This window comes from Aedoeadaptatus ivorii, from assembly GCF_900638585.1.
In the GTDB taxonomy this organism is placed as follows: domain Bacteria; phylum Bacillota; class Clostridia; order Tissierellales; family Peptoniphilaceae; genus Aedoeadaptatus; species Aedoeadaptatus ivorii.
The window spans coordinates 765310-780734 of the sequence record NZ_LR134523.1 but is presented as its reverse complement, the minus strand read 5'-3'; the positions used below and the strand labels follow the sequence as shown (position 1 = coordinate 780734).

The following is a 15425-nucleotide window of genomic DNA, read 5'->3' as shown; positions in this document are numbered from 1 at the left end:
ACTCTAGTTTCACTCGTCTAACTTCACTTCAGTATATCACATTTTGGCCATGCCGCCAATGATATCGAGCATACTCAACTGATTGTCTTTCGGGATTCCGTCCAGTACGCCGTGGGCAGAAAGCATCTCGACGACCGTCTTCGAAGCGCCGGTACGGGATACGAGATCCTCTACCGACAAAAACGGCGCCTGCTTTCTTTCCCGATAGATTTCCCGGGCTACGGTTTCGCCGACGCCGGGCAATGCGCCGAATGGTGGAAGAATTTTTCCGTCTTCGATCAAAAACTTCCTGTGATGGGATTTCTCAAGCAGAATCGGAGCAAATTCATACCCCCGCGCAAACATCTCCATGACCGAGCGCAGCAGTTGAAATTCATCCTTTTCTTTTTTGGTCGCTTCAAAATTCAGCGCTTCAATGGCTTGCATGCGCCTTTTGACCCCCTCCGATCCGCTTAAAATTACCTCGCCGTTCAGATCCGAAAGCTTCGTGGTAAAGTAGGCCGCATAAAAGGCAAGGGGGTAATGCACCTTATACCAGGCAATCCGCAGACTGGTGAGCACATAGGCGACGGCGTGGGCGCGCGGGAACATATACTGAATTTTTTGGCAGCTTTCCAGATACCATTCCGGCAATTTCAGAGAATGAAGGATATCCGCATACTTTTCCGGAATGCCGCGGCCCTTTCGAACCGCCTCCATGGTATCGAAGGCGACTTTGTTTTCCGCCCCTGCGCGAATCAGGTAGTTCATAATGTCTTCTCGGGTACTGATGACTTCGGAAATGCTCGCTCGGTTGCTATTCACCAGCTCCTGGGCATTGCCGGTCCACACGTCCGTGCCGTGAGAAAGCCCAGAAATATTGACGAGAGAACCGAAGCTGTCGGGTTTGGTCTCCAGTAGCATTCGCACGACGAAGTTCGTGCCGAACTCCGGAATTCCCAAAGTCCCCGTCTGGCAGGTGAAGACGTCTTCGTCCATCCCCAGACCCTCTGCGGAAAGAAACAGCCCCTTCACCGCGGGGTCGGTGATTTCGGCATCTTCCATATGCGTATGCGTAAGATCTTCCAACATGCGCAAAATCGTCGGCGCGTCGTGGCCGAGGATGTCGAGTTTCAAAATGTTTTCGCTGATGGAATGGTAATCGAAATGCGTGGTAATCACGTTTTTCTTCGCATCGTCCGCCGGAAATTGGATCGGCGAAAAATGGTGAATGTCTTCGTCTTTGGGCACGATCATAATGCCGCCGGGGTGCTGTCCGCTGGTCCGCTTGACCCCTTCGATGCCCTTGGCGAGGCGTTGAATTTCTATGGGATTTTTGAGGATATTATTCTCTTCGAGATACTTCCGCACGAAACCGTAGGCGGTCTTCTCCGCCAAAGTGCCTATGGTGCCGGCGCGGAACACAAAGCCTTCGCCGAAACTGTCTTCGATAAACTTGTGCGCCGTGGGTTGGTATTCCCCGGCAAAGTTCAAGTCGATATCCGGTTCCTTATCGCCATAGAAGCCCAAAAAGACTTCGAAGGGGATTTTGTGCCCATCCCGTCGCAAGGGCGCGCCGCATTCGGGACAGTTTCTCTTTGGCAGATCGAAACCGGAACTGATGCTCTCCTCCACCGAAAAATCGCTAAATCCGCAGTCCGGACAGACATAGTGCGGCGAAAGCGGGTTGACTTCGGTAATGCCCGTCATCGTCGCAACGAGAGAGGAACCGACCGATCCCCGCGAACCCACATAATATCCGTCGTCATTGGATTTTTTGACGAGCTTTTGGGCGATGCGATACATCACGGCATAGCCGTTTCCGATGATACTGGTAAGTTCTTTCTCGAGCCTTTGTTCGACGATTTCGGGCAGCGGGTCGCCGTAGATTTCCCGCGCCCGTTTGTAGGTATCGTTGCGCAAATCGACATCGGCATTTTGAATCTTCGGAGGAAATTTACCCGAAGGGATCGGTTGGATTTCTTCGATTGCCGAGACGATGTCGAAAGGATTTTCGATCACGATCCGATGCGCCGTCTCCTGCCCCAGAAAATCAAAAGCCGCGAGCATTTCGTCCGTCGTCATAAAATAGGCATGGGAATTGCCCATCGCCCGGCCGCTAAATTTTGCGTGCTTCAAGATCTCAAAATACAAATAATCATCCGGATCCATATAGCGCACATCGGAGGAGGCGACGACGGGTACGCCTTCTGCATCGGCAAGACGCAAAATGTGGCAAATCATCTCTTCCGCATCCGCCTGTGACTGGAGCAGACCGTCGAAATAGGCTTTTCTATACCGAGGCGGCGGGGAAACTTCGACATAATCGCAGCGGCGAATGTGATCCTTCAATTCCGCGTCCGAGGCGCCGCGCAGATAGGCATCTATGAGTTCTCCGCTTTCTCCCCCGCTGCCTACGATGAAATCCTCCCGTACGGCTTCCAATTTAGAGCGCGGGATGCGCGCCGTGCGGAAAAACGTCTTTGTGTGCGAATCCGAGACCAATCGGTACAGTTCGGTAAGGGCCTCTAAATTTTTGGGGAAAAGGGTCAGTTTTGTCGGAAAAAGGCGCTCCGGATGGGGGTGGTAGAGTTCTTCATACGACTCCGGTGCATCTACGCCTTCTCGGGCGGCGAGTTTTTGCAATTCCAAGAACAGCTCCGCCGTCGCCTCGGCGTCGTTGACGGCGCGGTGGGCGCCGTTTAGCGAGATGCCGAAGCGCTTTGCCAGGGTCCCGAGTTTGTAGTTTTTTACAGAAATCGGAAGGCATTGGGACAACAAGAGCGTATCGATGGTCGCATAGCGCGGTTTTTCGGGACGTCGAAATTCCAAAAAGCGCGAGTCAAAGGTGGCATTGTGGGCGACCAAGATCCCTTCGCCGATAAAGAATTCAAATTCCGGCAAGATCTCGTCGATCTTCGGCGCATCCTTTACCATATCGTCGGTGATGCCCGTCAATTCGACGATCTTTTCCGGGATCGGCCGTCCGGGATTAACAAATGTCGAAAATCGAGAGACGATTCGTCCCTTCTCGATTTTCACGGCGCCGATCTCCGTAATTTCGTCGAAGCGCGGAGAAAAACCCGTCGTCTCCAAGTCGAAGACGATATAGCTTAGATCGTGTCGAACGCCGTCCGGATTCTTAAAAATTTTCTCTTTGTCGTCGACGATATCGGCATCGATGCCATAGAGAATGCGCATATCGTGTTTTTTGGCTGCCTGCATCGCATCGGGATAGCCCTGGACCACATTGTCGTCTGTGATCGCGATGGCACTGTGGCCCCATTCCTTTGCGCGACGGGCAAAGGCGCCGATACTTTCACAGCCCGCCATATTGCTCATTTTGGTGTGCAGATGTAGCTCGATCCGCTTTTCGGGTGCCGTGTCGGTGCGCCGTTCTACGAAGATGTTCTTTATACTCCTCGCCATAATGCTCTCGTTGCGGTCAAAACTGTCGTATTCGAATTTTCCGCGCACGAGAATGTCCGCACCGGTCTTAAAATGCGCGGCAAACGCATCGGCTTCTTCGTCTTTGACAAAGGCTTTTACATTGCGGCTGTCGCTTCCATCGTAGATCGATAATATAAAAAGCGTCTTGTTGTTTTTGATATTGCGGCGATCCGTTTGAAACACCTGTCCCGCTACGGTCACAGTTTCTCCGCCTCGACAATCCGAAAGCGGCATGGGTGCGTCGAAATTGTCCTTGCCGAAGATATAATTCTCCTCGATCTGAGCGGCTTCTTGTTTTTCAAACTTTGCCGCCTCCGCCTGATAGCGCGCACAGAATTCGGACTCCTCGTCGTCCATCTGCGAACACAGTGCTTCTATCTCCGCCTCCGCTTCTTCCACTTTGCAACAAATCCGATAGGAATGGCCGCTGATTTTCTCCAGTTCCGCTTCTAAAGAGAGGGCGGCAATATTTCTTTCCATGGTAACATTCGGCACGCGGAGGGTAATGCTGTCTTTTTCGATTTTGCAGCTGTTTGCGTCGAGCCAAGCCTGCGAAGAAGCGATGCGCCCCCGCAAAAATTCCAATATATCTTCGGAAGAGAGGTCTTTGACGGGGACGGCCTCGGGTGTCTGTTCATGATGCATTCGAATCGATACACCCGAAAAACAGCGGGTCATCAGATCGCTGAACCGCTGCGAATCGTCGTCTACGGATTCGCTATAACAGACGATTTCCGCGCGATCGGGAGCGTAGACGATCTTATTCACTTTGATGTTTCTATTTAGCATAAAATCCACCAGAGCGCGCTCTGATGGATTTTCGGATTTATTTTTCAAGACGATCCCTTTCTATGCACTCGATCAGTCCGTCGAGCAGCTCCGATTCCGAAACCGAGCGGATGACCTTGCCTTTTTTGAAGATCACGCCGCGGCCGTTTCCGCCGCAAATGCCGTAGTCGGCTTCTTGTGCTTCGCCGGGCCCGTTGACTCTGCAACCCATAATCGCGATTTTGCCCTGAAAGTCGAGATCCTTAAAACGCTCTTCCGCTTCTTTTACGATACCGATCAAATCGATCTCGGTGCGACCGCAAGTCGGGCAGGAGACGATCTCGATTCCGTCTGTTCGCAGCCCCAATCCCGATAAAATCAACTTTGCCGTCTGTACTTCATCGGTCGGGTCGCCGGTCAAGGAGACGCGCATCGTATCGCCAATGCCTTCGTACAGCAAAATCCCGAGACCCATGGCGGATTTTACGATGCCCCTTTCGCCCGCACCGGCTTCGGTAATGCCCAAGTGCAGCGGATAGTCCGTAAGGGCGGCAAATTTGCGGTAGCTTTCGACGGATTGGTGGACATCCGATGACTTCAGCGAAACTTTTATGTCGCGAAAACCAAATTTTTCCAACATCTCTGTTTCTTCTAAAGCGGATCCGACGATAGAATCGGGATTGACGCCCCCGAATTTGTCGATAAAAGCGCGCTTAACAGAGCCGGAGTTTACACCGACGCGAATCGAAAGCCCCTGGGCCTTTGCGGCTTCTGCGACTTCTCGAATTTTCCAGTCCTCACCGATATTTCCGGGGTTGATCCGAAGGCCGTCTACGCCGTGTTCTACGGCATAGAGGGCCAATTTGTAATCGAATTGAATGTCGGCGATTACGGGGATCGAAATCGCCGATCGTATTTTAGGAAGTGCCTTTGCATCGTCCGCATCGTTTACGGCCACCCGAACGATGTCGCAACCCACCGCTTCCAAGCGGTGAATCTGTCGAACCGTCGAATCGGTATCCTTCGTCTTGGTATTGGTCATGGACTGAATGCTGATCGGCGCGCCGCCGCCGACGGCGACGTCTCCCACCATGATTTGTCTCGTATTCTCAGCCATCGATATCCTCCCTCTATTTTATAAATCGGGCAATATCTCCAAAAATTGTCACATAGATCATCAGGCCGAACAAAAGGGTGATGCTGATCAGAGAAAGACCCATTTCCAGCTTTTCGTCCACCGCTTTTCCGCGAATTGCCTCGATCAAAAGGAACAAGAGCTTTCCCCCGTCCAAGGCGGGAATCGGCAGCAGGTTCATAAAACCCAGGTTGGCGGAGATATACCCCGTGATAAACATCAGCGAGGCAAAGCCGTATTTTGCGGAATCTCCGATGATCTTTACGACCCCTACCGGACCAGATAGATTGTCGACGCCGACGGCGCCGCTAAAGAGTTTTCCCAATACGTCGAAAATCGTAAGGACGACGCCGCCCGTCATGGACGCACCATCCGCGATTGCGCGTATGGGATGAAATTCACTCGTCGGCTTGACGCCGATGATGCTCTTTCCGTTTTCCGTCTTCGGCATTACAGAAAAAGAAAGTGTATTGCCGTCACGATTCACCGAAACGGAGAGCGTTCCTTGTTTATCCGCGACATAGCCGGAAAAATCTTCCCAGCTTCGGACCTCGCGATCGTCAACTGAAAGGATCGTATCGCCTGCACGCATCCCCGCCGCTTGTGCGGGAGATCCTTCGATTACGGTATCTACCGTTTGCGTCGGATAGCCGCTGATCATTAAAAATAAGGTAAAGGCGACAAAGGCCAATACGAAGTTCATCGCCGCACCACTTACCACCACGGCCATTCGCGCCGCGACCGATGCGTTATTAAAGGATCGGGGATCGTCCGAGGCATCCTCTTCTCCTTCCATGGCGACGTATCCGCCTATGGGAAGTGCCCGCAAACTGTATTGTGTTTCGCCTTTTTGCTTCTTCCACAGCGCGGGCCCCATGCCTATGGAATATTCGTTGACCTTAATGCCGACGGCCTTCGCCATGGCAAAATGCCCCAATTCGTGTAGGGCGATGATCAATACGAATACAAAAATCGAACCGAGTATAGTCGTCATAAAACCTCCTAGAGCGGGAACCAATACAGCATATAGACCATGGGAATGATCAATAAGATGCTGTCAAAGCGATCCAATAGACCGCCGTGGCCCGGCAAAAAGTTGCCGTAATCTTTGATTCCCGTCTCTCTTTTTATTTTCGATGCGAATAAATCGCCCAACTGTGCCGTCACCGAAGCTAATCCGATAAACAGCGCGTGGAATACAGTAATACCCAATCCGAAGACGCCGCAAAAGATCAATCCGCAGATTACCGTACCGAGAATCGCCCCCAGCGCCCCTTCTACGGTCTTATTCGGACTGATAGAGGGACATAGCTTTCGCTTGCCGAAAGACGTGCCGGCGAGATAGGCAAAGCTGTCGGTGGCGATGGTAATGACGAAGACCAAATAAATATAGTTGGTGTGGTCCAGGTAGATGATCGGAAACAGAAAATACGGCACATAGACCAGAATTAAAAAACAAATCGCGGCATCTTCTAATGTAAAATACCGACTCCGAAGCAAGAAGAGCACCAATAGAAAGGTGGATACGGAAAATGCGATAAACATCGGCCATTGTAATTGAAAGACCACATAATGCAGAAAACAGGAAAACAAGATATAGCGTTCGGGAATATAATGTCCCTTGTGCTGAAACGCCCTGCTCAGTTCGTGACAGAGCTGCAGCGAGATCAACAATACGGCGATATTTAACACCCATCCGCCGAAGTGGAGGATGACGGCGAGGATCAAAAACAAGACGACGGCCGTCGCTGTCCTTACCCAAAAATTATTCAATTAAATGCCCCCAAACCTGCGATTTCGGTTTTGGTAATCCCGAAGGGCGACGTCCAGCACTTCCGGGGTAAAGTCCGGCCAGAGGACGTCTGAAAACCAAAATTCGCTGTATGCCAGCTGATACAACATAAAGTTGCTGACCCGCAGCTCGCCGCTGGGGCGAATTAAAAGATCCAGCGGCGGTGCACCGGCGGTGTAAAGGCGCGATTCAAAGGCTTCTTTGTCGATGGCATCGGCATCGATTTTGCCGGCCTCCACGTCTTTTGCCAGGGATTTTGCCGCGCGAAGAATTTCGTCCTGTCCGCCGTAGTTCAGCCCTATATTTAAGACCATTTTACTATTATCGGCGGTCGTCTGCAAAGCGCCTTGGACGGATTCTCTGACTTTTTCGGGCAAAGCTTCGATATCTCCCATTACATTCAGGCGTATGCCGTTTTCGTGCATTTCGGCGATGTATTTGGCGATAAACTTTTGCAGAAGCGCCATCAAATGCTGCACTTCCTCCGCCGGACGCTTCCAATTTTCCGTAGAAAACGCATAGAGCGAAAGATAGGGGATGTCTTTTTTGTAACACGCCTTTACGATGTCCAAAACGCGCATAGCCCCTTCTTTGTGGCCGTAGCCGCGAGGAAGATTGCGCTTCTGTGCCCATCTGCCATTGCCGTCCATAATGATGCCGATATGATCGGGCATATTTCTGGTTTCCGTATCCACGAGATTCCTCCTAAAAAGAAAGAACCCCCGAAGGGGTTCTATTTAGTTTCTTTAGATTTCTGACAGTTCTTCTTCTTTCGCCTTGGCTACCTTGTCGATTTCGGCGACGGCGGCGTCGATTTCCTTTTGAATTTCTTCCTCATAGGCCTTCAATTCATCTTCGGAAATTTCCTTGTTCTTTTCGGCTTTTTTGATGATGTCGATGGACTCTCTGCGAATGTTGCGAATCGCGACTTTGGATTTTTCTGCGTCTTTTCCTACGACTTTGATCAAATCTTTTCTGCGTTCTTCCGTAAGCGCTGGAATGACGAGGCGGATAATCTTTCCGTCGTTGGAAGGGTTCAAACCCAAATCCGATTTTAAGATTTCCTTTTCGATCGCGCCGATCAGAGAAGGATCCCAGGGCTGTACGGTAAGAAGACGAGCTTCCGGAGCGGTAATACCGGCGATTTGATTCAGAGGGGTCTGTTGACCGTATGCCTCGACGGTGATGCGATCCAACAAAGAGGGGTTCGCCCGACCGGCACGGATCGAGGTCAACTCCTCGCGTAATACTGCAATGGTCTTTTCGGTTTTGTCTTTGATATCGCGTTTAATATCGCCAAACTCCATAAACTTCCTCCTTATTACAGTCTATTCAACATGGGTTCCCAAAGTTTTGCCCATGACGACATCGTAGATGTTGTTCTCGTTGTCGATGCCGAACACAATCAGCGGAATCTTGTTTTCCATACAGAGAGAAGTCGCCGTAGAATCCATAATTTTTAAGTTTTTCTTCAGGATTTCGATATAGTCGAGTCTCTCGTATTTTACCGCGTCGGGATTTACATTCGGATCCGAATCGTAAATGCCGTCTACGCCCTTTTTGGCGAGCAAAATGACCTCTGCGTCGATTTCTGCGGCGCGCAGTGCCGCCGTGGTATCCGTAGAAAAGTAGGGATTGCCGATGCCACCGGAGAAAATGACGACTCTCTGCTTTTCCAGATGTCGAATGGCGCGTCTACGAATATAGGGTTCGGCCACTTCTTTCATTTCTATGGCGGTCATCACTCTGGTTATGACGTCCATCTGCTCCAGAGCGTCTTGAAGGGCGAGGGCATTCATTACGGTGCCGAGCATCCCCATATAATCGGAGGTGGCGCGGTCCATATCTTGGCTGTCGCGCCCTCTCCAGAAGTTTCCGCCGCCGACTACGATGCAGGTTTCTACGCCCAGTTCGGAGATCTTTTTGATTTCCGATGCATATAGGCGAACCACGGACGAATCGATTCCGATTCCCTTGTCACCGGCCATGGCTTCCCCGCTGAGTTTTAAGACGATCCTCTTGTATTTCGGTTCCATGGTCATGTCGCGGGCTTATTTCATTTGCTTTGCGACTTCTTCTGCAAAGTCTTCTTCGCGTTTTTCCATGCCTTCGCCCACCTCATAGCGGACAAAGCGACGGATGCTGATCTTTTCGCCGATCTTTGCGGTCAATGCACTCAGCAGATCGTTGACGGTTTGATCGCCGTCTTTGATAAAGGGTTGATCCAAGAGGACGATCTCTTCATAGAATTTTTCCAGGCGGCCTTCTACCATCTTTTCGACGATGTGTTCGGGCTTGCCTTCGTTCAGTGCTTGTTCCTTCAAGATGGATTTTTCGTGTTCTACTTCTTCTGCCGGCACTTCGTCGCGGGTGACGTATTTGGGGTTCGCTGCGGCCACTTGCATAGCCATATCCTTCACGAAATTTTTAAAGTCTTCGTTCTTAGCGACAAAGTCGGTTTCGGAGTTGACTTCGATCAATACGCCGATGCGGTTGTTGTGAATGTAGCTGTCGACGATGCCTTCAGCTGCGATTCTGCTCGCCTTTTTAGCGACCTTGCTGAGTCCTTGTTCTCTGAGAATATCGACGGCACGATCCATATCGCCTTCGGCTTCTTGGAGCGCTTTTTTACAGTCCATCATGCCTGCGCCGGTTTTTTCTCTGAGTTCTTTCACCATTTTTGCTGTGATTTCCATCTTGTACCCCTTTCAATGATCCTATTCATAAAAATAAGAGTCCTAAAGGCCTTTAGAACTCTTATAAATCAACTTATTCTTGTTCTTCTGTTTCAGCCGCACTATCTGTATTTTGATTTTCAGTTTCTTCGACAGATTCGTCTTCAGACTGCATGTCTTCCACTTGTACTTCTTCTGCTTCTTCTTGTGCGCCTTGTCTTCCTTCGATGACGGCGTTGGAAATCGTCTCGGTAATCAGCTTAACGGCGCGAATGGCGTCGTCGTTACCGGGAATCGGATAGTCCAGTTCGTCGGGATCGCAGTTGGTATCGAGGATACCTACGATAGGAATACCCAATTTTTGTGCTTCCTGCACGGCAATGTTTTCTTTTTTCGGGTCTACGACGTACATCACATCGGGAAGACCGTTCATGTTTTTAATGCCGCCGAGGAACTTCTCGAGACGTTCTCTGTCGTGACGCAAGCCGATGACTTCTTTCTTCGGCAGGACGTCGAAACGACCGTCGGTTTCCATCTCTTCCAACTCTTTTAAGCGTTGGATTCTCTTGTTGATGGTTTGGTAGTTGGTCAACAGACCGCCCAACCATCTTTGGTTGATGTAGTGCATGCCGCATTTTTTCGCTTCTTTTTCGATCGCGTCTTGGGCTTGCTTTTTGGTACCTACAAACAGAATTTGACCGCCGTTTTGTGCAACTTCTCTTACGAAATCGTAAGCTTCTTCGACTTTACGAACGGTTTTTTGCAGGTCGATGATGTAGATCCCGTTTCTTTCGGTGAAGATGTATTTCTTCATCTTGGGATTCCATCTTCTGGTTTGATGGCCGAAGTGTACGCCCGCTTCCAGCAGGCTCTTCATAGAAATTACAGACATGTTTCCTCCAATTTGTTATTCCTCCACTTTACTTGATGAGCGCGACGACCCGAAGGCAACGGCCGCGTTCGCATAAAGTGTGCGTATTTGTACCGATATATTATAACACGGCACATTATGTGGCGCAAGCATCCTTAAAGGGTATCTGTGATATACTGAAATCATATCTCAATATTAAGGAGGCAATATGAACTTTACCGAAAAATTAAACGATTATGCGCGCCTACTCGTGCGCGTCGGCGTCGGACTCGAAAAAGGACAACTGCTCGTAATCCGCTCTCCCATCGAAGGGCGAGATCTTGCGGTGGCCTGCGCAAAATGCGCTTACGAACTCGGCGCTCCCAGCGTGCACGTCATCTGGTCCGATGACGATCTGGTTCTCCTGCGCTACACCCATGCTCCCGACGAGGTGTTGAACACCGTACCCGAATACGAGCGCGATATGTTCCGGTATTACCTGGACAAAGGCGCCGCGTTTTTGTCCTTTACCGGTTCCGATCCGGAGCTCTTAAAGCAAATCGACGGGAAGCGACTGCAAGAAGCGACCAAGCATCGCATGCAGGCCATGGCCTTTTATTCCGAAGCCATGATGGCGGATAGAAACCCCTGGACGGTGGCGGGCGTTCCCACCCGCGCCTGGGCAAAGAAGGTCTTTCCCGATGCGGAGAATGCCGCAGCCGTTTCACAACTGTGGGAGGCGATCTTTGAAACCGCGCGCGTAAACGGCGATGCGATCGAAAACTGGAAGACACATATGGAGACGGTCAATCAAAAAGCGAGAGCTCTTACCGCGCTCGAGTTGAAGACGCTGCGGTACCGTTCGTCAAATGGGACGGATTTTGAGATTGGACTGCCCGAAGGCCATCTATGGGCGGGTGGCGGCTCCAAGACGCCCGCGGGCAAGCCCTTCGTCGCCAATATACCCACCGAAGAAGTATTCACCCTTCCCCATAAGGATACGGCCAATGGCGTGGTCTATGCCTCAATGCCCCTACAATATAACGGCAATACCATCGATAAATTTTGGCTGCGTTTTGAAGATGGAAAAGTCGTCGACTTCGATGCCGAAATCGGTAAAGACGTCTTAAAACATTTGTTAGAGACCGACGAAGGTGCTGCGCGCTTGGGCGAGGTCGCCCTGGTGCCGTATGACAGCCCCATCTCCAATCGCAACCACTTATTTTTCAATACCCTCTACGACGAAAACGCCTCCTGCCACCTCGCCTTGGGAAGAGCCTACCCCACATGCCTAAAGGGCGGAGAAGAACTGTCGAAAGAAGCGCTCGCCGAACGCGGCGCCAACGATAGCCTCGTCCACGTGGACTTTATGGTCGGTGCCGAAGATATGGATATCGACGGCATCGATCGCGCAGGAACGGTTCTCCCGATTTTCAAGAAGGGGAATTGGGCCGCTGAATTTGAAGAAATTGCAAATAAGACGATCTAAGCAATCAAAAAAGACCGCCGATACCGGCGGCCTTTTTAATTGCGAACATTTACGCTTCTTCGCTTGCGGCCATGACTTCTTTGCCGTCGTAATGTCCGCAGGACGGACAAATGCGGTGGGGCATTTTGATTTCATGACAATTCGGACACTCCACGACAGTCGTTTTATTCAGACGATAAGAAGATGCACGTCTCTTGTTTTTTCTCTGTTTCGAAGTTTTTCTCTTGGGTACTGCCATTGTTTACACCTCCCTATCTTACTTTTCAAATAGATTTTTTAGCGATTCGAACGGGTTGATCTCGGGCTGCTCGTGCTCGTGATCGGGATGCTTGTTCAAATCTACACCACAGACCGGACACAGGCCTTTGCAATCGTCTTTGCAAAGAATTTTCGTCGGTACCGAGGTAATGACTTGTGAAAATACCAACTCTTCAAGGGGGAATTCTTCCAAAGATTCCACGACGAGTACGTCGTCGTCTTCGTCCTCTTCTGTGACATTTGCCGTCACAACCACGTGGGATTCACTTCGTATCTCTCGCCTTGCCGGTTGCAGACAGCGATCACACCGTTGGTCTAAGGTGTATCGCACTTCCACATCGACCTCCAAGTCCCGATCGACTTTGTAGATGTCCATCTCGTATTCGATGGGATCCATCAAAGACAGACCGTCGACTTTCAAAGGGCTGTCTTCTTTTTGAAGACTGCCGACAAGATGCTTGTGAACCTCACTGCCCCGTAAAAATTCAGAAATATCGGTACGCAAAGCTATCACCTCTAAAACTGCTGCAAATTATTATATTCTAAATCCGGCTTTTCTGTCAAGAGGCTTATACCAAGCGCGCGGTCTCCATAGCGATCATCAATTCTTCGTTGGTGGGAATGACGAGCAAGGGAATCGAAGAGTCTTGTGCACTCACGATGGCTTCCTTGCCGCGCATATCGTTCTTTTCCGCATCGAGCTTGATGCCGAGGCTCTTCAAGCCGGCGGCGACTCTTTCTCGGGTGGTAATGGAGTTTTCGCCGACGCCTGCGGTGAAGATAATGCCGTCGCAGTGGTCCATTTCGGTGAGATATGCGCCGATGTATTTGCGCACGCGGTTTTCAAAAATATCCAACGCGAGTTGCGCGCGATCGTTGCCTTCTTCTGCGGCTTCTTCCAAGTCGCGGAAGTCGCTGCTGACGCCGCTGATGCCCAAAACGCCGCTCTTCTTGTTCATAACGGAAGACATTTCGTCGGGCGTCAATTTTTCTTTTTCCATAATAAAGGGTACGATGGCGGGGTCCATATCGCCGGTGCGGGTACCCATTGCAAGGCCTTCAAGCGGCGTAAATCCCATAGAGGTATCGTAGCATTTTCCTCCGATTACGGCACTGATGCTGGATCCGTTGCCCAAATGGCAGGTGATCAGATTGACATCGTCCAAATCTTTTCCCAGCATTTTTGCGGCTCTTTCGGTGATATATTGGTGGCTGGTGCCGTGGAACCCGAATCTGCGAACCTTATATTTTTCGTAGTATTCATAAGGCAAGGCGTAGATATAGTTGACCGCGGGAATGGTTTGGTGGAAGGCGGTGTCGAATACGGCGACCATGGGGACATCGCCCATGATTTCGCGGCAAGCTTCGATCCCGATGATGTTCGGCGGATTGTGAAGGGGGGCGATTTCCACATTGTCGTTTACGACCTTCATCACCTTTTCGTCGATAACAACGGATTCCGCAAAGTCTTCGCCGCCGTGTACCACTCTGTGGCCGACTGCGTCGATTTCATCGAGACTCTTAACGGCGCCGTATTCTTCGTGTTTCAAAGAATCCAATACGATCTTCAAGGCCGCTTTGTGGTCTGCGAGGGTTTCTTCGATAACCACCTCGTCGTGTCCTTCCGCTTCGTATTTCACTCTGCCGCCTTCGATGCCGATGCGTTCGGCCAATCCCTTGGCGAGGACTTTTTCGTCTTTCATATCGATCAGTTGATATTTCAGCGAAGAGCTCCCACAGTTGATGACTAAAATATTCATACATTTCCTCCTCATGAATTAGAAAATTTACCTCCGTTATTATATCATATAAGGGACAAATGGCGAAATAAACGAAAGGATCGGATACCATGAACTATGCCGCCGTCGTAGCGGAAATGAACCCGTTGCATTACGGGCATTTGCAGATTTTACAAGAAGCAAGACAGCGCGCAGACGGCGTGGTGGTCCTCTTAAGCGGCGCATTTACCCAACGGGGCATGCCCGTGGTGACGGACAAATTTACGCGGGCAAAGGACATTCTCCAAAACGGCGGCGATCTGGTTCTCACCCATCCCGTGCAAACGGCGATAGCCCATGGAGAGATGTTTTCCTATGGCGCCGTCTCCGCCTTGGCCCATGTGCCGGGCATTCGAAGTATTTGTTGCGGCACGGAATGGGGCGATACGCGCACCTTCGAGGCCATTCGCCTCTATACGAAAACAAAGGACTTTCGGGACCGGCTCAAATCGTCCCTGAATGACGGCGCTTCCTATGCCACGGCGTATCGCATGGCGCTGGAAGAGAAAAATACCGCATGGCGACATCTTTTTCAGGGCAATGCCCTCCTCGCCTTCGGTTATTATAGGGCCATCGCCGATCAGAATCTGCCCATATCACTGATACCGATCCCCCGAAAAGAAGACGGCGCATTTCCTACAATGCATGCGAGCGAAATTCGCCGCATCTTCGGCACAGATCCCGCGCGCGCGACAAAATACTGTGCGGCCACGCCGCCGCAATTTGACGAAGCCGCGCTATTTTCCGGCCTGTATTTGCTCTACCGCGCGCATTTCGGCGCCGACTTCGATTTTTCCCCTTATGACGGCTATGAAGCGGGGATCGAACACCGTATTGTTCGTCTTCTGCGGACGGAAACGAATGCATTTCGCTTTTTAGAGCGCGCCTCCACCCGCAGATACTCCAAATGGCGCATTGCCCGCCTGCTTCTATCCGCCTATCTCGACATCTCCAAAAAGGAGACGCAGACAAGCGTCCAAAACAGTCGAAGCCTTCAGGTTCTCGGCTTTAACGAGCGGGGCAGAGAGATCCTCTCTTTTGCGAAAAACGGAGAATGTCGCCTCCTTACAAACTTCAAACAATTGCACGATGGGGATCCCGACGAATCTTTACAACTCGTTTGGGAATCGAAGGCCACCGATCTCTGGTCGGTCCTTACAAAGGCGCAAATGGGCGAGGATTATCTACGCCACCCCGTGATCACGACATACAAAAAATGACTCGGATGGTCTCCGAGTCTTTTTTATAGGG

General features: G+C 50.8%; 14 protein-coding genes. 2 read left to right on the top strand and 12 right to left on the bottom strand.

Features of this window, described 5'->3' with window-relative positions:
- Positions 1 to 36: 36 nt before the first annotated feature.
- The 9 genes from EL294_RS03930 to rpsB form a co-directional block, all read right to left on the bottom strand.
- A complete protein-coding gene (locus tag EL294_RS03930; protein ID WP_126465401.1) occupies positions 37 to 4266 on the bottom strand; it encodes a PolC-type DNA polymerase III in 4230 nt (1409 codons plus the stop codon).
- A complete protein-coding gene (gene ispG, locus EL294_RS03925) occupies positions 4256 to 5314 on the bottom strand; it encodes a flavodoxin-dependent (E)-4-hydroxy-3-methylbut-2-enyl-diphosphate synthase (protein WP_126465400.1) in 1059 nt (352 codons plus the stop codon). Before ispG ends, EL294_RS03930 begins: the two co-directional genes overlap by 11 nt.
- A 13-nt stretch (positions 5315 to 5327) precedes the next feature.
- Positions 5328 to 6326, bottom strand: coding sequence for an RIP metalloprotease RseP (rseP, locus tag EL294_RS03920; protein ID WP_126465399.1), 999 nt, complete (start codon positions 6324 to 6326; stop codon positions 5328 to 5330).
- A gap of 8 nt (positions 6327 to 6334) precedes the next feature.
- Complete coding sequence (locus tag EL294_RS03915) at positions 6335 to 7105, bottom strand: phosphatidate cytidylyltransferase (protein WP_126465398.1); 771 nt, start codon at positions 7103 to 7105, stop codon at positions 6335 to 6337.
- Complete coding sequence (gene uppS / locus EL294_RS03910) at positions 7106 to 7819, bottom strand: undecaprenyl pyrophosphate synthase (RefSeq protein ID WP_269471185.1); 714 nt, start codon at positions 7817 to 7819, stop codon at positions 7106 to 7108.
- A 51-nt stretch (positions 7820 to 7870) separates the two neighbouring features.
- Positions 7871 to 8431, bottom strand: a complete 561-nt coding sequence (frr, locus tag EL294_RS03905) for a ribosome recycling factor (protein WP_126465397.1) — start codon at positions 8429 to 8431, stop codon at positions 7871 to 7873.
- Between the two features lie 21 nt (positions 8432 to 8452).
- Positions 8453 to 9160, bottom strand: a complete 708-nt coding sequence (gene pyrH, locus EL294_RS03900; RefSeq protein ID WP_126465396.1) for a UMP kinase — start codon at positions 9158 to 9160, stop codon at positions 8453 to 8455.
- A gap of 15 nt (positions 9161 to 9175) precedes the next feature.
- Positions 9176 to 9820, bottom strand: a complete 645-nt coding sequence (tsf, locus tag EL294_RS03895) for a translation elongation factor Ts (protein ID WP_126465395.1) — start codon at positions 9818 to 9820, stop codon at positions 9176 to 9178.
- Between the two features lie 73 nt (positions 9821 to 9893).
- Positions 9894 to 10691 carry a 30S ribosomal protein S2 gene (gene rpsB, locus EL294_RS03890; protein ID WP_126465394.1) on the bottom strand — a complete coding sequence of 266 codons (798 nt, stop codon included), beginning with the start codon at positions 10689 to 10691 and terminating at the stop codon, positions 9894 to 9896.
- A gap of 187 nt (positions 10692 to 10878) precedes the next feature.
- Here rpsB and EL294_RS03885 point away from each other — a divergent pair, with 187 nt between their 5' ends.
- A complete protein-coding gene (locus EL294_RS03885) occupies positions 10879 to 12138 on the top strand; it encodes an aminopeptidase (protein WP_126465393.1) in 1260 nt (419 codons plus the stop codon).
- 49 nt (positions 12139 to 12187) lie between these two features.
- Here EL294_RS03885 and rpmF read toward each other — a convergent pair whose 3' ends face one another.
- The 3 genes from rpmF to EL294_RS03870 all read right to left on the bottom strand — a co-directional run bounded on the left by rpmF (position 12188) and on the right by EL294_RS03870 (position 14156).
- Positions 12188 to 12376 carry a 50S ribosomal protein L32 gene (gene rpmF, locus EL294_RS03880; RefSeq protein ID WP_126465392.1) on the bottom strand — a complete coding sequence of 63 codons (189 nt, stop codon included), beginning with the start codon at positions 12374 to 12376 and terminating at the stop codon, positions 12188 to 12190.
- Positions 12377 to 12394: 18 nt separating this feature from the next.
- On the bottom strand, positions 12395 to 12817 hold the full coding sequence (locus tag EL294_RS03875) for a YceD family protein (protein ID WP_126465391.1): 423 nt from the start codon (positions 12815 to 12817) through the stop codon (positions 12395 to 12397).
- Positions 12818 to 12965: 148 nt separating this feature from the next.
- Positions 12966 to 14156: an acetate kinase gene (locus EL294_RS03870; RefSeq protein WP_126465390.1), complete on the bottom strand. Its 1191-nt coding sequence runs from the start codon at positions 14154 to 14156 to the stop codon at positions 12966 to 12968.
- 89 nt (positions 14157 to 14245) lie between these two features.
- On the opposite strand from EL294_RS03870, the gene EL294_RS03865 reads away from it, so the two are divergent.
- The gene (locus tag EL294_RS03865; protein WP_126465389.1) at positions 14246 to 15394 is read left to right on the top strand and encodes a nucleotidyltransferase family protein; all 1149 of its coding nucleotides are present in this window, start codon (positions 14246 to 14248) and stop codon (positions 15392 to 15394) included.
- Positions 15395 to 15425: the final 31 nt, after the last annotated feature.